Here is an 18,076-nt window from a genome sequence, read left to right as displayed (position 1 = left end):
TATTTTATTGAATGTTTAAGTTCGGGCATATTTAAAAACCTCACGGAGCTCTCCGTGAGGTTTGTTTTACTCAGATGCTGAATGGCGTTTCGCAAGAACGTCAAGCACGTCGTCCAAAGGAAGCGACTGTTCACGCAGAAGAACGAGCAAATGATACAGCAAATCTGCCGCTTCCCATTTTAATTCTTCATGATCGCGGTTTTTCGCGGCGATGATCACCTCTGCGGCTTCTTCGCCGACTTTTTTGAGAATTTTATCGACGCCTTCCCGAAACAGATACGTTGTGTAGGCCCCCTCAGGCATCTCCGCCTGCCGTTTGGCGATTACGCTTTCCAGTTCGTTTAAGATGCCGAAACGATCCTGCGCGTCCGCTTTTTCCGGAGAAAAGCAGCTGTAGCTTCCCTTATGGCATGCGGGTCCTGAAGGCTCCGCAAGCACAAGGAGGGCATCTTGATCGCAATCATAGCGGATGGCTTTCACCTTTTGGGTATTCCCCGACGTCGCTCCTTTATGCCACAGCTCCCCGCGTGAACGGCTGTAAAACCAGGTTTCTTTCGTTTCTATCGTTTTTTCGTAGGATTCACGATTCATATAAGCCAGTGTCAGTACTTCTTTGCTTGCCGCATCCTGTACGATGGCGGGAATCAGCCCGGCCTCGTCAAACCGCAGTTCATCTGCCCGTTTCATCTCACATTCACCCCGTGTTTCTTCATATAATCTTTCACTTCTTTTATAGATGTCTCTTTGTAATGGAAAATGGAAGCTGCAAGCGCGGCGTCCGCTTCACCGATCGTGAAGGCTTCAAGCATATGGCGCGCGCTGCCGGCTCCCCCTGACGCAATGACGGGCACCGGGACGGCACGTGAGACAAGTTTTGTAAGCATATGGTTAAAGCCTGTTTTCTCACCGTCAGCGTCCATGCTTGTCAGCAGGATTTCACCCGCTCCCCGTTTGACGGCTTCTTTTGCCCAAGCCGTGACTTCCCACTCGGTTTTCTTTCTGCCGCCGTGTGTGTACACTTTATAGCAATCCGAATCTTCGTCATACTTTGCGTCAATCGCCGCTACGATGCATTGCGAGCCGAAAAACTCAGCTCCTTCCGTAATCAGCTCGGGACGGAGGACGGCCGCTGTATTAACGGATACTTTATCAGCGCCCGCGCGAAGCATTCTTTTCATATCGCTTAATTGATTGATTCCGCCGCCGACCGTAAACGGAATCGCCAGTTTTGCCGCAACCTGCTCCACGACGTCAGCCATCGTCTTCCGGCCTTCATGAGAGGCGGAAATGTCGAGAAAAACAAGCTCGTCAGCGCCCTCCCTGTCATAGGCTTCGGCCAGCTCGACAGGATCGCCCGCATCCTTCAGCCCGAGAAATTGAATACCCTTGACGACGCGTCCTTCTTTCACATCGAGACACGGAATGATTCGTTTCGTGATCATGCGTCCTTCACCCCGCTGAGTGCTTCAGCCAATGAAAATTGTTTTGTATACAGCGCTTTTCCGATAATCGCTCCCGATACGCCGGCGTCTTTGAAGCGGGCCAGCGCTTTGAGGTCGGCGACTGAGCTGACACCGCCTGAGGCGATGACGTTTTTCCCCGTTGCTTTTGCAAGCTGAACGGTGCTTTCGATGTTCGGGCCTGACAGCATGCCGTCAGTCGCAATATCCGTGAAAATGAAGATTTCCGCTCCTTCCTCCGCCAATTCACGGCCCAAATCGGACGCTTTTACCGAAGATGTTTCCAGCCACCCTTCCGTCGAGACATACCCGTTTCTCGCATCGAGACCGATGGCGATTTTCCCGCCGTATTGTTTCAGCATGCTTTTCACAAACGCCGGATCGGAAACGGCCGAGCTGCCGAGAATGACGCGATCAGCGCCTTGTGATAAGTAGCCGTATACATCCGCTTCAGAACGGATTCCGCCGCCGATCTCAACCTTGACATCAAGCTGCCGGACGATGTCCAGAACATGCCTGTCGTTTACTTTCCTTCCCTCTTTCGCGCCGTCAAGATCCACGAGATGAATCCATTCGGCACCTTCGTTTGCAAATTGGGCCGCCATGTCTAAAGGTGAGTCTCCGTAGATCGTTTCCTTGCCGTAATCACCTTGAATGAGGCGGACGCATTTGCCGTTTCTCATATCGATTGCCGGATATAATGTAAAAGCATTCATTTCTTCACCTTCTGTTCCGCTGCCATTTTTGTAAATTGCGTTAAGATCGCCATTCCGGCCGTGCCGCTTTTTTCTGGGTGAAACTGCGCTCCGAAGACATTGCGTTTCCCGACGACCGCAGGAACACGAACGCCGTACTCAGCGCTTGCCAGAAGATCGCCTTCTTCCATCCCGTCTATATAATAGGAATGGACAAAATAAACAAAGCCTTCTCCCGCTTCCGAAAGCAAAGGAGATGTTTGGTGAACCGCCAGCCGGTTCCAGCCCATATGCGGCACCTTCAGCTTATTTCCTTCGGCATCCCTGTCTTTGAGTCTCACTGCTTTTCCGGCTAATAAACCAAGTCCTTTTGCAGAGCCGTTTTCGCTGCTTTCTTCGAAAATGAGCTGCATGCCGAGGCAGATGCCAAGAAGCAGCTTCCCTTCGTCAACCATACGGTGTATGAATTGATCAAGCTTCGTGCTGCGTAAATTGTCCATGGCGTCACTGAATGATCCGACACCGGGAAGAATAAAAGCATCCGCTTTTTCGAGCTCTTCCGGCCGGTCTGAAACGACATACGGGACGCCGACGCGTTCCAGCGCCTTCGACACGCTGAATAAATTGCCCATTCCGTAATCAATTACACCGATCATTTACAGCATCCCTTTCGTAGACGGCACACCCTTGACGCGCGGGTCAATGGATGACGCTTCGTCCAGCGCTCTGCCAAGCGCCTTAAACACGGCTTCTATCATATGATGCGTATTTGTGCCGTAATGAACGATGACGTGCAGATTCATTCTCGCTTCGAGCGCCAGTTTCCATAAGAATTCATGTACCAGCTCGGTATCAAACGTTCCGACTTTCGCTTGCGGAAATGCAGCGCGCATCTCAAGGTGCGGCCGGTTGCTCAGGTCTACGGCGACTTGGGCGAGCGCTTCGTCCATCGGCACAAGCGCTGATCCGTACCGTTTGATTCCTTTTTTATCACCGAGCGCCTCCAAAAAAGCCTGCCCTAAGCAGATGCCGATATCTTCAGTCGTGTGGTGATCATCTATCTCCGTATCGCCTTTTGCGTCAACGGTTAAATCAAATTGTCCGTGCTTTGTAAACAAATCAAGCATATGAGTCATAAACGGCACATCCGTGCTGATATCGGCTTTTCCTTCTCCGTCAATACCGAAAGCCAGCTTAATATCCGTCTCATTTGTTTTTCTGGCGCGTTCCGCTTTTCTCATCGGTCATTTCCTCCGTTTCTCGCTTCAATCGATCTTGCGTGCGCTTCAAGCCCTTCCAGTCTCGCAAAGGCGGCAATGCTGTCCGCGTGGGTTTCAAATGCCTTCCGGCTGTATGAGATGATGCTCGATTTCTTTTGAAAATCCGTGACATTCAGCGGGCTTGAAAACCGCGCCGTCCCGTTTGTCGGCAGAACGTGATTCGGTCCCGCAAAATAATCGCCGACCGGTTCAGCGCTGTATCGCCCTAAGAAAATCGCTCCCGCGTGCCTGATGCTTCCAAGCAAAGCCTCCGGCGAATGCGTCATGATTTCTAAATGCTCAGGCGCCAGCGCATTCACCGTATCCACCGCATCCTCCATCGTTTCCGCGATGTAAATATGGCCGTGATCTTTGATCGATGCTTCGGCGATTTCTTTACGCGGCAGCGTCTGAAGCTGTTTATCCACTTCACCTGATACCGCTTCTGCAAGCTTCCGTGAGTCGGTGACAAGCACGCATGAGCTGAGCATATCGTGTTCGGCCTGAGAAAGCAGGTCAGCGGCAACTTCTTCGGGCACCGCCGTATCGTCTGCCAGGACTGCGATTTCACTTGGCCCGGCTATCATGTCAATATCCACATCGCCGAAGACTTCGCGCTTCGCCAGCGCCACAAAAATATTGCCGGGACCTGTAATCTTATCAACAGGCTGTATCGTTTCCGTTCCGTAAGCGAGCGCGGCAATCGCCTGCGCGCCTCCCGCTTTGTAAATTTCCTTTATGCCGAGCTCAGACGCTGCCGCCAGAACGCCCGGCGAAAGGCTGCCGTCTTTTCCCGGCGGACTGACGAGAACGATCCGCCCCACTCCCGCAGCGAGAGCGGGGATGACATTCATTAAAACGGAAGACGGATAAGCGGCCGTCCCGCCCGGCACATATACGCCCGCGGAATCAAGCGCCGTTATTTTCTGCCCGAGCATCGTGCCGTCTTTACGATGGTAAAACCAAGAGGATTGCAGCTGGCGCTCGTGATATTCTTTAATATTGGCAATTGCCTGCTTGATCACTTCCAGCAGCTGATCATCAAGCAGACGGTACGCCTCTGCGATTTCTTCTGCGCTCACCGCCAACTGTTCCAGGCTGATGCCGTCAAATGTTTTTGTATAGGCCAAAACGGCTTTGTCGCCGTTTTTTCTGACGTCTTCAATAATCGCCCTGACGGTTTTCCGCTGCTCTTCGGTTCCGCTGTCAATGGAACGCTTCAGTGAAAACCGGTCGCTTTTTTTTATTGCGGTTATTTTCATTTTGCCGTTTCTCCTTCCACAACCCTGGCCAGCCTGGCAGCCATTTCGTCGATGACGTCATCCTTCATGCGGTAGCTGACTGGATTGACGATAAAACGCGATGTGATGTCACAAATGTGTTCTGATTCAACGAGTCCGTTTTCCTTTAATGTCCGCCCTGTTGATACGATATCCACGATTCTGTCAGCAAGCCCGATTAAAGGCGCCAGCTCAATGGAGCCGTTCAGCTTGATGATTTCCACCTGCTCGCCCTGCTCTCTGAAATAACTTGACGCAACATTCGGATATTTCGTCGCAATCCTCGGGGCGACACCGTTCCAATCCGCTCCCGGAAGCCCCGCAACGGCGAGATGGCATTTGCTGATATTCAGATCGAGCACCTCATACACGTCACGCTCTTCTTCAAGCATGACATCCTTTCCGGCAATACCGGCATCAGCGACGCCATGTTCGACATAAGTCGTGACGTCCATCGGCTTCGCTAAAATAAAGCGGAGATTTTCTTCAGGAACATCGATGATCAGCTTTCTTGATTCCTCAAACTCCTCGGGCAGCCTGTATCCGGCCTGCCGCAGCAATCCGGCCGCTTCTTCGAATATCCGCCCTTTTGGCATTGCCATTGTGAGTACCTTACCCATTTTGCTCTTCCTTTCTGGCACCGATAAAGTATGTGACTTTTGTGAATGATTTTGTCATATGATCGATATTTTCAATGCCCGCCAAATCCTGCAGGACGACCTTTCTGCCTCTTGCCCTTTCTTCCTCCGCGAATAAAATGGCCTGCGCCCGCTGCTCCTTGCTGAAAATAACGGCGTCCGCCTCGCTTGTTTCTTCCTGGATGCCGAGCGCTTCAATCAGCCTGTCGATACGGAGTCCGAAGCCCGTGGCGGGAGCAGGGCTGCCGAAATGGCCGAGAAGATTGTTATAGCGGCCACCGCTTCCGATGACAAACCCGACATTTGCCGCATACACTTCGAATAAAATTCCCGTGTAATAACTCATATGGCTGACCATGTTCAGATCAAGGCGGATATGCTCGGCACACCCGTAATCTTCAAGAATGTCCCATAGGTCTTCCAGCTCCTGAATCACGCTTTGCCCGGAGATGCCGATGATCTCCTCCGCTTTGGCGCAGATCTCTTTTCCGCCGCGCAATTCCAAAAGTCCGAGCAGCCGGCTTTTGTCTATTGAAGAAAGCGGAAGCGATTTGACATGTTCTCTGTACCCCACATAATTCTTTTCAAAGAGAAAGCGCCGCAGGACATCCGCCCGCTCGGCATTGCCCAGCACCTCGACAAACAGCTCATCTGCGAGTCCTGCATGGCCGATCGCGATTTTAAATTGGTGCAATCCCGCGTTTTTCAACGCGCCGGCCGCGAGTGCAATCACCTCAGCGTCCGCACTTGTTGATCCGTCGCCGATCAGCTCCGCGCCGACCTGTTCGAATTCGGCCGGACGTCCGCCTTCCCGTTCTTGAGCGCGGTAAACGCTTGCCGCGTATCCCGCTCTGAGCGGATGATTATTTTTGTGCAGCTTAGACGCCGCCACCCGGGCAATCGGTCCGGTCATGTCAGGCCGAAGCACAAGCGTTTTTCCATCCTGATCGAGAAGCTTAAACAGCTGCTGTTCTTCAATGGCTGACTGGACACCCACTGTTTCATAAAATTCAAGGGTCGGAGTCTCCATAAACTGATAACCCCATTTATCAATTAAATCCGTCAGTGTGGAACGGACTTTCTTCTTTGCTTCGTATAAACCGGGAAGCGTATCTCTCATGCCATGCGGTTTCTCAAACATAAACATTGCCTTTTGCACCTCCGCTTTGTCTGAAGGAAAATTCCGAATCCTTTAGTTCGCTAATATGATAATATGTTAGCAGATAAAAGAATGGATTGCAATGCCCAATGTCCGCCTATTCTTTCCCATATTGATGACTAAATCATGAACAAATCTGTAAACATAACAGAACAATCTAATCATATTGAACAGAAGTGCTATAATACATAGAATAGCTTCATCAGAAACAAGGGAGAATAATTGATAATGAAGACGCTTGGAACATTATGTGTGCTGATTCTGACAGCCGTCCTTGTCTATCTGGGATATAACATCTATACAAACGATATTCATTTGAATTTTTTCAATCAGCAGTCCGACGAGCCTGATGAGAAAACACCGTTAAAAGGGAGCGCGTCACCGCTGAATGTCGTTTTGTACAGACAGATGGATTCACCCAAACTGTACAATGGCTGTGAGGTGACAAGCCTTGCTATGATTTTGAACAATGCCGGATATCATGTATCAAAAAATACATTGGCGGATCGAATCAATAAAGTTCCGCTCACATACAGCAGCGGGCTGAAAGGAGATCCGAATGAAGGATTTGCCGGAGACATGGAAAACGGCCCGGGTTTAGGCGTTTATCATGAGCCGATTGTTAAACTGGCCAAAGAGTATGCGGGAAACAAAGTATACGACCTGACAGGAAAAGACATTTCTGCTGTGTACCGCCAGCTTGAAAAGGGACGGCCGGTCTGGGTGATTATCACCACTTCCTTTAAACCGGTTGATCATATGCAGACTTGGAATACGCCGAACGGAAAGGTCGACATCACGTTCAGCATGCACAGCGTAGCCATCACCGGTTATGATCACGATTATGTATACGTCAATGACCCTTACGGTTATAAAAACAGAAAAACGGACCGGACTGAATTCGAAAAAGCCTGGAAGCAGATGGGCAGCCAGGCCATTGTAATCAAGTCATAAAAAAACCCCGCTGACGTTAATCAGCGGGGTTTTCCATTCGTTTTTTCATTTCTTCGTGCGTATAGATCAGCTTCATCGGGTTTCCTCCGACAAACGCCCCGGCCGGGACATCTTTATGCACCAGCGTGCCGGCTGATACAACGGCTCCGCTCCCGATGGTGACGCCGGGCAGAATCGTTGTGTTTGCCCCGATCATTACCTCGTCACCGATTGTGACATCACCGGTCCGGTACTCATGTATTAAATATTCATGAGCCAAAATCGTCGTATTGTAGCCGATGATGCTGTTTTCTCCGACAGTGATTTTTTCAGGAAACATAATATCCGGCATCACCATCAGCGCGAATGAGGTTTGTTTTCCGACATTCATTTTCAAAAAGGTTCGGTACAGCCAGTTCTTCACGCTTAGAAACGGCGTATACCTTGCAATCTGGATGATGATGAAGTTTTTTATCACCTTCAGAAAGGGAACAGTCTGATATACATGCCACAATGAATTTGCACCTGCAACCGGATGGCGGTCTGTTTTTCTCACGGATTACTTCACTCCGGTAATGTGCAATAAATCACTCATTTTCTCAAGCATATAATCGGGTTCATAGGCGGAAAGCGTCTGTGCGCCTTTAATCGTCCACGCGACGCCGGCTGTTTTCGTGCCGGCGTTTTTGCCCGCCATGACATCGTGATAATTGTCACCGACCATCATGGCCTCCGACGGATCGCACCCAAGCCGGCTGAGCGCAAGCTGCACAGGTTCGGGATCAGGCTTCGGATGCTTTACATCATCAAGCGTGACGACAGTATCGAAAAACGCCCCGATGCCTGTCAGCTTCAATCCCATATTGACTGTATCCCTCAGCTTTGTGGTGACAATCCCGAGCTGATAGCCCGCTTTTTTCAATTCATCGAGCGTTTCATAAACCGTTTCGTACTCCGTGACAAGCTCATCGTGCTTCTCATGATTGAATGCCCTGTACATGCTGATCATGTCATCGCACTTTTCGGCATCAATGCCTGAAAATGTTTCGTACAGAGGCGGGCCGATAAACGGAAGCACATCTTCCCGTTTATACTGTCCCGGGCAATAATGATCAAGCGTATGAAGATAAGAAGCGATAATCAGTTCATTCGTGTCAATCAGCGTGCCGTCGAGATCGAATAAAATGGCGGTTAAACGTTTATCAGTCATCTTATGTCCTTTCCGATTTCAGACGTCAGTCCGTATCCGCATACCGCTTATCGGCATACCCTTTAACGCGTCTGAAAACCATTAAAATAATCGCAAGAACAATCAGCACAATGGAAATGACCTGCGCGATCCGAAGCTGGCTCGTGAGCATCAGGCTGTCCGTGCGCATTCCTTCAATAAAGTATCTGCCGATCGAATACCAGATGATATACGTTAAGAACAGATTGCCCCTGCGCAGGTTCACGCGGCGGAGCAGAAGCAGAATCACGACACCCGCAAAGCTCCATAGCGATTCATACAGAAACGTCGGGTGATAATAATGTCCGTCTATGTACATCTGATTAATGATGAAATCCGGAAGGTGAAGACTTTCCAAAAATGAACGGCTGACCGCTTCGCCGTGAGCCTCCTGGTTGATAAAGTTTCCCCAGCGCCCGATGGCCTGACCGAGCAGAATACTCGGCGCGGCAATATCCGCCAGCTTCCAGAATGAGATCCCTCTTACTTTTGAAAAAACAACGCCTGTTGCGATCGCGCCGATTAATCCGCCGTGAATCGCGATGCCGCCTTTCCAAATTTTAATGATTTCCCCGGGGTGTTCCGAGTAATAGCTCCACTCGAAAAGCACATAGTATGCCCGGGCGCAAATGATTGCGATCGGGATGGCGAAAAGAACAAGATCAATAAAAATGTCCTTTTTCAGCCCCCGCTTTTCGCTCTCCCTCATGGCCATCCAAAGCCCTAATAACGCACCCGCGCCGATAATGATCCCGTACCAGTGCACGGATAAAGGCCCGAGCTGCAAGGCAATCGGATTGATTGGTGTTCCTGCTTCGTTCATATTATTGCCAACTCCTATTCGTCTTGTTCGCCGTCTTCAATGACATCCGCCAGCTTATTCGTAAATTGCTCGGCGGCATTTAAGCCCATCCGCTTCAATCTGAAGTTCATCGCCGCAACTTCGATAATAACGGCGAGATTTCGCCCAGGGCGGACCGGAATGGTCAGTTTTGTAATTTCCGTATCAATGATTTTCATTTTTTCTTCTTCAAGTCCGAGACGGTCGTATTGCTTCCCTTGCTCCCAAAGCTCAAGGTCCATGACGATTGTAATTCTTTTATTGCTTCTGACAGCGCCCGCTCCGAACAGCGTCATGACATTTATAATGCCGAGACCCCTGATTTCAAGCAGATGCTCAATCAGATCAGGCGCATTTCCGACGAGCGTATCCTGATCCTCCTGCCGGATTTCGACGCAGTCATCCGCGACAAGACGATGGCCGCGTTTGACGAGCTCCAGGGCCGTTTCACTTTTACCGACACCGCTTTTTCCCGTTATGAGCACACCGACGCCGTATATATCCACAAGCACGCCGTGAATGGCGGTTGTGGGCGCGAGACGGCTCTCAAGAAAATTCGTCAGCCGGCTTGACAGCCTGGTTGTTTTCAGAGGGGATCTCAGCACCGGCACGCCGTTTTTCTCGGATGCTTCTACAAGCTCCGGCGGGATCGGCATATCTCTGGAAAGTATGATAGCCGGCGTCACATCGGTGCACAGCGATTCCATCCGCTGTTTTTTATCCTCCTCAGGAAGCTGATCGAAAAATGACAGCTCCGTTTTTCCTAAAAGCTGCACCCGTTCTCTCGGGTAATATGTAAAATAACCGGCGATTTCAATACCGGGCCGTGATAAATCACTCATCGTAATCGGGCGGTTAATCCCTTCTTCTCCGCTGATCAATTCTAAATGGAACTGCTCCATTACGTCTTTGGTCCGAACCTTTGCCAAGATATGTTCCTCCTGTTCTGGGATGTTCCGAGCTTTGAACAGTTATATTTTATCACTTTACCGTCTGAACCAAAACAGATTTATACAATTCCGGCATAACTGGTCTAGATAACTAGTCTGAAAAAGAGTAAAATAAAACTAACAACTAACCAGAAAGGCGTGTTTTAAAGTGGCTGAAAGCTTGTTAATCAGCGGTGCGGACATCGTAACAGAAGAGGAAATCATCCGAAACGGATTTCTCGGCATAAAAGACGGCATCATTTCTTACGCGGGTCAAACAAGACCGCAAGAAACGTATGAGAAGGAATGGAAGGCGCCCGCGGGCTCGTATGCGCTTCCCGGAATGATAGATATCCATATTCACGGCGGTTACGGCGCGGATACGATGGATGCCGATCTCGCGGCTCTTGAGACAATGTCCGCCCGGCTGCCCGAAGAAGGAACAACCGCTTTTCTAGCGACCACGATCACACAGCAGCACGAAAACATTGAAAAAGCGCTTAAAAACGCCAAGGAATGGACGGACTCCTCACCGCAGGCTCATAAAGGCGCTGAGTTGATCGGCATTCATTTAGAAGGACCGTTTGTCTCTCCGAAAAAAGCGGGAGCACAGCCGAAACAATGGATTACGCCGGCCGATGCCGGGCTCTTTCAGAAATGGGAGCGTCTCTCCGGAGGTCTGATTAAAATCGTGACGCTTGCACCGGAAGAAGATCCTGATTTCAGCCTGATCCGTTATTTAAAAGACCGGAACATCATCCCGTCAATGGGACACACAAACGCGGGAGCCGATCTTTTAGAAAAAGCGGCGGATGCCGGAGCGCTGCATATGACACACCTTTTCAACGCCATGAGCTCCTTTCACCACCGTGAGCCGGGGGGCATCGGTACGGCGCTCGCCTGCGGCCGCATCACGGCGGAGCTGATCACTGACGGCATTCATTCTCATCCTTTGGCTGTAAAGCTTGCCTATTTGGCGAAAGGAAGCCAAAACCTGATCATGATTACAGACTCCATGCGGGCAAAAGGGCTTAAGGACGGAGAATACGAATTCGGCGGACAAAGAGTCACCGTTTGCGGAGACAAAGCGCTTCTTTCTGACGGGACGCTGGCCGGTTCCATTTTAAAAATGAATGAAGGCGCGGCGCTCATGCACAGGTTTACGAACTGCTCATGGCTGGATATAGCTAATATGACAGCGGCAAATGCAGCCCGCCGGCTCGGCATTTTTGACCGTAAAGGAAGCCTTGCGGAAGGAAAAGACGCCGACGTTGTTTTGACGGACGGACAGTGCGGCGTGCTGGCAACGATTTGCCGAGGAAACACCGCATATATCTCAGGAGGAGCTGATTGGACATGAACGTCATCACATGCAGACATTATGAAGAATTAAGTGAAAAAGCCGCAGAGATGATTGCTGAAACAGTTAAACAAAAGCCGGATGCCGTTCTCGGCCTTGCGACGGGCGGCACCCCTGAAGGCGTATACAAAGAGCTTGTGCGGATGCACCGCTCCGAGGGCCTGTCATTCCGGGATGTCACAACGATCAACCTTGATGAATACGCCGGGCTTTCTCCCGAGGACAAAAACAGCTATCATTATTATATGAATACACATTTTTTTGCACATATCGACAGCAAAAAGGACCGCCGCTTTCTCCCTGACGGACGGGCAGACGATCTTGATGCTGAATGCGAACGCTATGACCGATTGATTCAAACACTCGGCGGAGCGGATATTCAGCTTTTAGGCATCGGACACAACGGCCATATCGGCTTTAATGAGCCCGGGACGCCATTTGAATCCCGAACCCATGTCGTTGAGCTGAATGAAGAGACAAGACGGGCGAATGCGCGGTACTTTCCGTCAATCGATCAAGTTCCTGAAAAAGCCGTGACAATGGGGATCAGGACGATCTTGTCCGGCAAACGGATTTTGATCATGGCATCCGGAAAAAGCAAGGCCCAAGCGGTGAAGCAGCTTCTGGACGGGCGCGTCACTGAAGCATTCCCCGCCTCCGCCCTGCACGAACACCCGGATGTGACGGTCTTGATTGATGAAGAGGCTGCGGGCGGCGATTGAAAGGATTTGACCTATGCAGATTGATAAACAATCTCCGATTCCGATTTACTTTCAGATTATGGAACAATTGAAAACCCAAATCAAAAACGGCGAGCTGAAAGCGGATGCGCTGCTTCCGTCGGAGCGGGAATACGCCGAACAATTCGGCATCAGCCGCATGACGGTGCGCCAGGCGCTTTCCAATTTGGTGAATGAAGGATTTTTATACAGACAGAAAGGCCGTGGAACCTTCGTCAGCAAACTGAAGATGGAGCAGCCGCTTCAAGGGCTGACAAGCTTCACCGAAGATATGAGAAGCCGGGGCATGAAGCCGGGGAGCAGACTTGCCGAATACCAGCTGATTCAGGCGACGGAAGAATTATCTTCTATCCTGGGATGCGGCTGTCCGGCAACGCTTCATAAAATCATCCGCGTCCGGCTGGCGAATGATATCCCGATGGCGATCGAAGCCTCGTACATCCCGTTTGACAAGGCGGGGAAATTGGATGCCTCCCATTTTCAATCATCCATGTATGAGCACATCGAAGCGTACAATCAGATGCCGATTTCACGTGCCAAACAAGAGCTTGAACCGGGAACAGCTTCCGAGGAAGAAGCCGAACTGCTCGGGATCCAGCCCGGCGCGCCCGTCCTCTATATCAAGCGGACCACTTATCTGCAGGACGGCACTGCCTTTGAGCATGTCAAATCCGCCTACAGAGGCGACCGCTACACATTCGTGCATTATATGGACAGGGTGAAATGAAACATCTCCAACCGTTACGGGTTGGAGATGTTTTTTGATCTGCCATTTTCAAATCAATTCTCTATGACTCTGTCAAAACGGAGAGGCTGGGGTTCTGGTATCTATTTTTATAAAGAAAAGAGTACTAAAATGCTACCCTCTGTTTTGGACAATATACGGAACCTGCTTTGAAATCAGCAGCAGCGGTTCTTTGTTTTTGTGAGCCAGCGAAAACATGATTGCGCCTTCAATCATCGAGTTGATTGTCATCCCAAGCTTCTCCGCTTCCTCTTGTTCAAATCCATGTTCAAGAAATTTTGCCGCAAACACATCCGTCCACTTCTTGAACACCTCAACACATGTGCATCTTAACGTTTCATTGATCAGAGCGGTCTCACCCGCCAGCAATCCAACCGGCACGCCCTCAATATTCTGAGGATCATTAAACTGTTCAGCCGTTACATGAATAAAGTGCTGAATGGCTTCTACAGGGTCCCCGAATTCAGACATACTATTCTGTATTTGCTTTTCAACGCATCTTCCCGTATGTCTGATTGCCGCAATGGCGAGTTCTTCTTTTCCGTTTGGAAAGTGATGATACACAGACCCTCTGGGTGCTCCGCTCTCTTTTATAATTTGATTCAAACCTGTCGCATGGTATCCCTGAATCTGAAAAAGATATGCAGAGGTTTGAATAATTCTTTCTTTTGTCCCGGTTTTACTGTTCATTATGTTTCCTCCTGCATTTAAGAAAACCAATCGATTTTAGTATAGAAAAGGGACATAAAAAAGTCAAAAGCACTTATCACAGCAGGGCGCAGCCATTTCCGCACAGAAAAAATCCTGCTGACCGTCAGATTCCGTTCTGAGCGATCAGCAGGCGGTATTTCACTATTAAGGGTTGGAGACATGCCTGAAATCAAGCTGATCCGGAGCTGGAGCATACGGGGTTTTTCCCGTTTTGAACATCCAGATCGGTGATATTGTTTTGCCGTTGTACGGATCTTTGACGACGGTGTACCAGTAATAAACTGATTCTGGCTGCAGGCCGTCCCAGACCCACTCTGCGGTTTTTCCGCTTTTTACGTGTTTTTGATGACCGAGCAGTTCGTTCGTATAAACGTTGCATTCAAAATAATCGGTCGCTACCTTTTTCATTTTCGGCTGTAAATCCATTTCAGCTGAAAATTCGTCTTTATCAGCGAACAGATCGGTGTCATAGTAATTGATGTCATCCGTATACGGCGAGTAGGAGAACATGTGAACCTGATTGGCGGCCTGATCGAATTGCATGATGCGCATATAGCCTTGGCCCCCTTCAGGACCGTCCTGATAGTCGGTCAGAATTTGATGAACGAGACGGTCCGGTTTTCCGTCGCCGTCATCGTCAAGGGCATCGGTTTTTTTCACGGCATTATGATAATGGCCGCTCAATACCATCGCCACATTGCGATTCGGCTTAACGACTTTTTGGTAGATCGTCTCCCCGATCGGGCTTCGGTTTCCGCTCACAAGCAAATACTCATGAAAACATAATATGGCGGTTCGGTCCGGATATTGCTTAAGCACTTGATTGATCCAGTCAATCTCTTGATCCGTAATGCCCCAGCCCATATAAATCATAATAAAATCGTTCCCGCTTGCCGACAGCAGATCATAATGCCCGCGGTTGTTTTTGTATGACCCGCCGTAATGCATGTTCTTTTCAAAACGGCGGCTTCCGAAGAAATCCCCGAAGGTGCGGTATGTGCCGTCTTTATGGCCGACGTCATGATTGCCGGCAAGCACGCCGTACGGAATCCCCGCCTTATCAAGTGTCCGCATGGAGTGATCAGCGTTTTTCCACTGTTTCATCACCATTGAATCATCGACGATATCGCCGGTATGAAAGACATATTTAATATTGTGCTTTTCCTTATTTTCTTTGATCCACTCCGTCATTTTGTCAAAAATGTTCGGGTGCCCTTGTGCGTAATACTGTGTATCGGACATCCAGACAAACGAGTAATTGCCTTTTGCCGGGATTTGATCCTGAACGATGACATTCATCTTTGAGTTTTTCACCGCATCCGCTGCGGACACGGCGGCTTTTAACGTAAACGGCTTTTTATTTTTGGCAAGGACGCTGTCCGCCTCCTGCCAGCGGCTTGTCCGGTAATTCCAAATATACATGGTTACCTTTCGGCCGGGCAGAGAGCTTCCTTTCCAGACCGCCTCAGCCAAGTCCGTTTCGTCAATAGAAGGGTCAACGGTGACTTCAAATCGGTGATAAGGGAAACGTTCCTTGCTTTCCGATGAGACCGTTTTTCCGTCATTTGCCGAGATGCGGTTCATTTCCGGCAGTGTAAACGGCATTTCATTTTCTTTTATGCCTCGCGGCGGTTCTGTTAATGAGGCGTGTTTATACACTCTCACGCTGCCCGGATTCCGCGCGGTGTAACGGAATCCCCGGTAAAATGATACATTCATCTCATCCTTCGTCGGATCTTTTACCCGGACGGACAGCTTCACTTTATGGGCGCTTATGTTTTGATCGGCAAGCTCCGGCTGATCCGGCTCCTCCCGTTTGATATGGAAGGTGCGGACGGACGTTGTTTCATTTCCGGCAAGGTCTGCCGCAGTGATGGTAAGGGTATGCTTTCCGGGCTTAAGATCGGCTGATGACGTATGATGCGGGAGCGTGATGGTTTCTCCGTCCAAAAACGCTTTGACTTCTTCCACCTTGCTCCATTTATCACGGATGTCCGCTTTCAGCTCAAAGTTACCTTTCAATGTCGCGCCTTCTTTGATACCCGGAACAATTTTCGGCCCTGTATTGTCCACCCGCACAGACTGACTGAGCTGCTCCTCACCGTCGCTTACAAAAATCTGGTGATAGCCTTCAGAAAGCTTCGCCGTATTCCATGGCAAAAGCCGCGACGTAAATAAATGATCCGGCAGGCTGAATGAGAAGGTCATGCTCTGATTCGCCCGCTTCCCGTCACCGATAAACAGCTGCTCAGCAGGATCCCGCTTCCCGTCTTTGATCAACGTTCCGTCTGAAAGGACCAGGCGGGCATTTTTTACGATAAAATCATCCCGATTCTCCCCCGTGTCATACGGAGAAACCTTTGAGCCCGCGCGGATGGATACTTTCTGCGTTTTGCCCCCTTTTTGCAGCAGACGTTCCGGAAGCAGAACCGAATACGTTCTGTAGCGGTGAGCCGGATCGTCAAAAATGTGCAGCACCTCGTTTTCCATCATGACGGTGTTTTTGAAATAAAGATTGGTTTTTCGGGCATCAAAGGCGAAATAGACCTCTTTTTCCAGCGCCGGCCGGGTCTCCTGCCGCTTGCCGTCAATCCACAGCCTGATCTTATCCGCGTCGGCGTCAGATGTGGCTTTGAGCAGATAGGTGCCCGATATCGTATCTTCCGGTTCAATGTTCATTCTGAGTCCGTGTGATTTACTCGTCTGTTCAATGTCAATCATCTTGACGGGTGTTTTTGCTTCATTTTCCCCGTCACCGGCTGCGATATAATACTCCAGCTGATCCTGGCCGAGCAGTTCCGGAGAATAAATAATGTGACGGTATAAGCTGTCGTTGCGGTCTTTTTCAGCCAGAATTCGTTTGAATGGTTTGTTCTCATTGGTTCTGTAATAAAACGCGGCTGTTTTGACAAGGTTTTTGTCCCGGATGTCCGCTTTTAATTCAATGCTTTCTGCCGGCCGGACCGGCTTTTTGTCTGTAAGGTCTTCAATGACTGGTTTTTCCTTGTCCGGTTTGATCACTCTTTTCTGCTGAGGGATCTGCGCCTGAAAAACGGAGCCCGGTGACGGCTTATGTTCGCTTGTGGAGATCTTCAGCAATTCTCCCGTTCCGTTCAGCGGATATTTGTACAGCAAAGAAGTCAGCCGGCGGAATGCGTGTTTTCGGTAGTGCGCTGAGGCGATGGTTTTTCCGGTGTTTGCTGACAGCACCACCGTCCGCGGGCGGGCGTTGGACATTCCGTCCGTCCCTTCGATGACGGCGAGATGTTTTCCCTCCTTCAGGCGGGTTCCGTAATAGCGGTTGAAATCATCTGCCGTCAGTTCTGATCCGGCGCGTCTCAGCCAAAACACATAAGCGCCGCCTGACGGAATGACAATATCTTCTCTCGGCCTCCATATCACATCTGAATCCGGCCCTTCCTTCGGATAGCGGTAGCGGATATGATAATCCTTAAAGTGAATGGGTCTGTCCGTCGTGTTATACACCTCGATAAATTCATAGGCATCAGCGCCGTCTTCATTTTTCGTATCAACGGCAAGCTCCGTAATCATCAGCTCGGGAATATGATTCAAATCGGCTTGATAGCCGTCCAGCTTCAGCCGCTTTTTCTCCGATTCCGCCCGCTGTCTGCCGTTGGTGAAAACGAGGTAATATTCCAATTCTCCATTCCAGATATCCCGTTTTGAAACCTGGGCCGTAAACAGCCGGATTGCGCCTGGAGCGGGCTCCATCGGCACCATCTTATATCCCAGCTCATTGCTTTGTTTATAAAAAAGAAACGCCGAAAACGCTTGATAATCGGCATTCTGTACATGAGCCTGTATGAACAGGTTTCTTTTCATTTCCGCCTTTACTTCGATTTGGGGAGGATTCTCCAGAAGCGGTATGTAATGAGGCGGCTGTCCGAATTCCTGCTGATTCACCGGGATTGCCGATTCTTTGCGCGCCGCACCCGCAGAAGGACTCACACAAAGCAAACCAATCAGAAAAAAGAGCGTCATCACAAGTTTCATCTCATTACCTCCCTATGCATTATGTTGCGTCAGGAGGCCTCCGCTTATGTAACCGCACATAAAAAAGCTGCCCCCTCGGGGACA

General features: G+C 49.9%; 18 protein-coding genes. 4 read left to right on the top strand and 14 right to left on the bottom strand.

Translation table 11 applies throughout. The features are described from left to right. Positions 1 to 66: 66 nt before the first annotated feature. Genes hisIE through ACH32G_RS07695 form a run of 8 tightly spaced genes read right to left on the bottom strand, consistent with a single transcriptional unit; the run spans position 67 to position 6,479 of the window. Positions 67 to 687, bottom strand: a complete 621-nt coding sequence (gene hisIE, locus ACH32G_RS07730; RefSeq protein WP_099744374.1) for a bifunctional phosphoribosyl-AMP cyclohydrolase/phosphoribosyl-ATP diphosphatase HisIE — start codon at positions 685 to 687, stop codon at positions 67 to 69. Then, on the bottom strand, positions 684 to 1,442 hold the full coding sequence (gene hisF / locus ACH32G_RS07725) for an imidazole glycerol phosphate synthase subunit HisF (RefSeq protein ID WP_188154406.1): 759 nt from the start codon (positions 1,440 to 1,442) through the stop codon (positions 684 to 686). Before hisF ends, hisIE begins: the two co-directional genes overlap by 4 nt. After that, positions 1,439 to 2,176, bottom strand: a complete 738-nt coding sequence (gene hisA, locus ACH32G_RS07720; RefSeq protein ID WP_188154405.1) for a 1-(5-phosphoribosyl)-5-[(5-phosphoribosylamino)methylideneamino]imidazole-4-carboxamide isomerase — start codon at positions 2,174 to 2,176, stop codon at positions 1,439 to 1,441. Before hisA ends, hisF begins: the two co-directional genes overlap by 4 nt. Then, positions 2,173 to 2,811, bottom strand: coding sequence for an imidazole glycerol phosphate synthase subunit HisH (hisH, locus tag ACH32G_RS07715; RefSeq protein WP_045925881.1), 639 nt, complete (start codon positions 2,809 to 2,811; stop codon positions 2,173 to 2,175). Before hisH ends, hisA begins: the two co-directional genes overlap by 4 nt. Further along, entirely contained in the window at positions 2,812 to 3,396 is a 585-nt protein-coding gene (gene hisB, locus ACH32G_RS07710) for an imidazoleglycerol-phosphate dehydratase HisB (RefSeq protein WP_016937814.1), read from the bottom strand. It lies immediately after the preceding gene. Beyond that, the gene (gene hisD / locus ACH32G_RS07705) at positions 3,393 to 4,676 is read right to left on the bottom strand and encodes a histidinol dehydrogenase (RefSeq protein WP_188154404.1); all 1,284 of its coding nucleotides are present in this window, start codon (positions 4,674 to 4,676) and stop codon (positions 3,393 to 3,395) included. Before hisD ends, hisB begins: the two co-directional genes overlap by 4 nt. Further along, complete coding sequence (gene hisG / locus ACH32G_RS07700) at positions 4,673 to 5,314, bottom strand: ATP phosphoribosyltransferase (protein WP_045925879.1); 642 nt, start codon at positions 5,312 to 5,314, stop codon at positions 4,673 to 4,675. Before hisG ends, hisD begins: the two co-directional genes overlap by 4 nt. Continuing rightward, on the bottom strand, positions 5,307 to 6,479 hold the full coding sequence (locus ACH32G_RS07695) for an ATP phosphoribosyltransferase regulatory subunit (protein ID WP_064778558.1): 1,173 nt from the start codon (positions 6,477 to 6,479) through the stop codon (positions 5,307 to 5,309). Before ACH32G_RS07695 ends, hisG begins: the two co-directional genes overlap by 8 nt. A gap of 240 nt (positions 6,480 to 6,719) precedes the next feature. On the opposite strand from ACH32G_RS07695, the gene ACH32G_RS07690 reads away from it, so the two are divergent. Further along, complete coding sequence (locus ACH32G_RS07690) at positions 6,720 to 7,445, top strand: C39 family peptidase (protein WP_448814173.1); 726 nt, start codon at positions 6,720 to 6,722, stop codon at positions 7,443 to 7,445. A gap of 16 nt (positions 7,446 to 7,461) precedes the next feature. Here ACH32G_RS07690 and ACH32G_RS07685 read toward each other — a convergent pair whose 3' ends face one another. From ACH32G_RS07685 to hprK, 4 genes are read right to left on the bottom strand one after another with little or no spacing between them, the layout of a single operon-like run. Then, the gene (locus tag ACH32G_RS07685) at positions 7,462 to 7,980 is read right to left on the bottom strand and encodes an acyltransferase (RefSeq protein ID WP_016937809.1); all 519 of its coding nucleotides are present in this window, start codon (positions 7,978 to 7,980) and stop codon (positions 7,462 to 7,464) included. Between the two features lie 3 nt (positions 7,981 to 7,983). Further along, positions 7,984 to 8,634 (bottom strand): pyrophosphatase PpaX, encoded by a 651-nt coding sequence (gene ppaX / locus ACH32G_RS07680; protein ID WP_064778555.1) that lies wholly within the window; start codon positions 8,632 to 8,634, stop codon positions 7,984 to 7,986. Positions 8,635 to 8,659: 25 nt separating this feature from the next. Beyond that, the gene (lgt, locus tag ACH32G_RS07675) at positions 8,660 to 9,475 is read right to left on the bottom strand and encodes a prolipoprotein diacylglyceryl transferase (RefSeq protein ID WP_016937807.1); all 816 of its coding nucleotides are present in this window, start codon (positions 9,473 to 9,475) and stop codon (positions 8,660 to 8,662) included. A gap of 14 nt (positions 9,476 to 9,489) precedes the next feature. Beyond that, positions 9,490 to 10,422, bottom strand: a complete 933-nt coding sequence (hprK, locus tag ACH32G_RS07670) for an HPr(Ser) kinase/phosphatase (RefSeq protein ID WP_013353746.1) — start codon at positions 10,420 to 10,422, stop codon at positions 9,490 to 9,492. A 169-nt stretch (positions 10,423 to 10,591) separates the two neighbouring features. On the opposite strand from hprK, the gene nagA reads away from it, so the two are divergent. From nagA to ACH32G_RS07655, 3 genes are read left to right on the top strand one after another with little or no spacing between them, the layout of a single operon-like run. Continuing rightward, positions 10,592 to 11,782: an N-acetylglucosamine-6-phosphate deacetylase gene (nagA, locus tag ACH32G_RS07665; RefSeq protein ID WP_448814172.1), complete on the top strand. Its 1,191-nt coding sequence runs from the start codon at positions 10,592 to 10,594 to the stop codon at positions 11,780 to 11,782. Continuing rightward, positions 11,779 to 12,504 (top strand): glucosamine-6-phosphate deaminase, encoded by a 726-nt coding sequence (gene nagB, locus ACH32G_RS07660; RefSeq protein ID WP_448814286.1) that lies wholly within the window; start codon positions 11,779 to 11,781, stop codon positions 12,502 to 12,504. The genes nagA and nagB overlap by 4 nt, the downstream gene beginning before the upstream one ends. Positions 12,505 to 12,517: 13 nt before the next feature. Beyond that, entirely contained in the window at positions 12,518 to 13,249 is a 732-nt protein-coding gene (locus ACH32G_RS07655) for a UTRA domain-containing protein (RefSeq protein WP_438420726.1), read from the top strand. 132 nt (positions 13,250 to 13,381) lie between these two features. Here the strand turns inward: ACH32G_RS07655 and ACH32G_RS07650 are convergent, their stop codons facing one another. After that, positions 13,382 to 13,957 carry a TetR/AcrR family transcriptional regulator gene (locus ACH32G_RS07650; RefSeq protein ID WP_045925873.1) on the bottom strand — a complete coding sequence of 192 codons (576 nt, stop codon included), beginning with the start codon at positions 13,955 to 13,957 and terminating at the stop codon, positions 13,382 to 13,384. A 165-nt stretch (positions 13,958 to 14,122) separates the two neighbouring features. Next, complete coding sequence (locus ACH32G_RS07645) at positions 14,123 to 17,992, bottom strand: metallophosphoesterase (protein WP_448814171.1); 3,870 nt, start codon at positions 17,990 to 17,992, stop codon at positions 14,123 to 14,125. Positions 17,993 to 18,076 lie beyond the last annotated feature (84 nt).

This window comes from Bacillus sp. CIS52 (assembly GCF_053545315.1).
Note: the sequence above shows the minus strand (reverse complement) of the source record. Positions and strands in the feature narration are given on the sequence as shown.

Coding starts and splice junctions, on each gene's coding strand:
- hisIE (WP_099744374.1), bottom strand. CDS start 687: ATGAAACGGGCAGATGAACTGCGGTTTGACGAGGCCGGGCTGATTCCC.
- hisF (WP_188154406.1), bottom strand. CDS start 1,442: ATGATCACGAAACGAATCATTCCGTGTCTCGATGTGAAAGAAGGACGC.
- hisA (WP_188154405.1), bottom strand. CDS start 2,176: ATGAATGCTTTTACATTATATCCGGCAATCGATATGAGAAACGGCAAA.
- hisH (WP_045925881.1), bottom strand. CDS start 2,811: ATGATCGGTGTAATTGATTACGGAATGGGCAATTTATTCAGCGTGTCG.
- hisB (WP_016937814.1), bottom strand. CDS start 3,396: ATGAGAAAAGCGGAACGCGCCAGAAAAACAAATGAGACGGATATTAAG.
- hisD (WP_188154404.1), bottom strand. CDS start 4,676: ATGAAAATAACCGCAATAAAAAAAAGCGACCGGTTTTCACTGAAGCGT.
- hisG (WP_045925879.1), bottom strand. CDS start 5,314: ATGGGTAAGGTACTCACAATGGCAATGCCAAAAGGGCGGATATTCGAA.
- ACH32G_RS07695 (WP_064778558.1), bottom strand. CDS start 6,479: ATGTTTATGTTTGAGAAACCGCATGGCATGAGAGATACGCTTCCCGGT.
- ACH32G_RS07690 (WP_448814173.1), top strand. CDS start 6,720: ATGAAGACGCTTGGAACATTATGTGTGCTGATTCTGACAGCCGTCCTT.
- ppaX (WP_064778555.1), bottom strand. CDS start 8,634: ATGACTGATAAACGTTTAACCGCCATTTTATTCGATCTCGACGGCACG.
- lgt (WP_016937807.1), bottom strand. CDS start 9,475: ATGAACGAAGCAGGAACACCAATCAATCCGATTGCCTTGCAGCTCGGG.
- nagB (WP_448814286.1), top strand. CDS start 11,779: ATGAACGTCATCACATGCAGACATTATGAAGAATTAAGTGAAAAAGCC.
- ACH32G_RS07655 (WP_438420726.1), top strand. CDS start 12,518: ATGCAGATTGATAAACAATCTCCGATTCCGATTTACTTTCAGATTATG.
- ACH32G_RS07650 (WP_045925873.1), bottom strand. CDS start 13,957: ATGAACAGTAAAACCGGGACAAAAGAAAGAATTATTCAAACCTCTGCA.
- ACH32G_RS07645 (WP_448814171.1), bottom strand. CDS start 17,992: ATGAAACTTGTGATGACGCTCTTTTTTCTGATTGGTTTGCTTTGTGTG.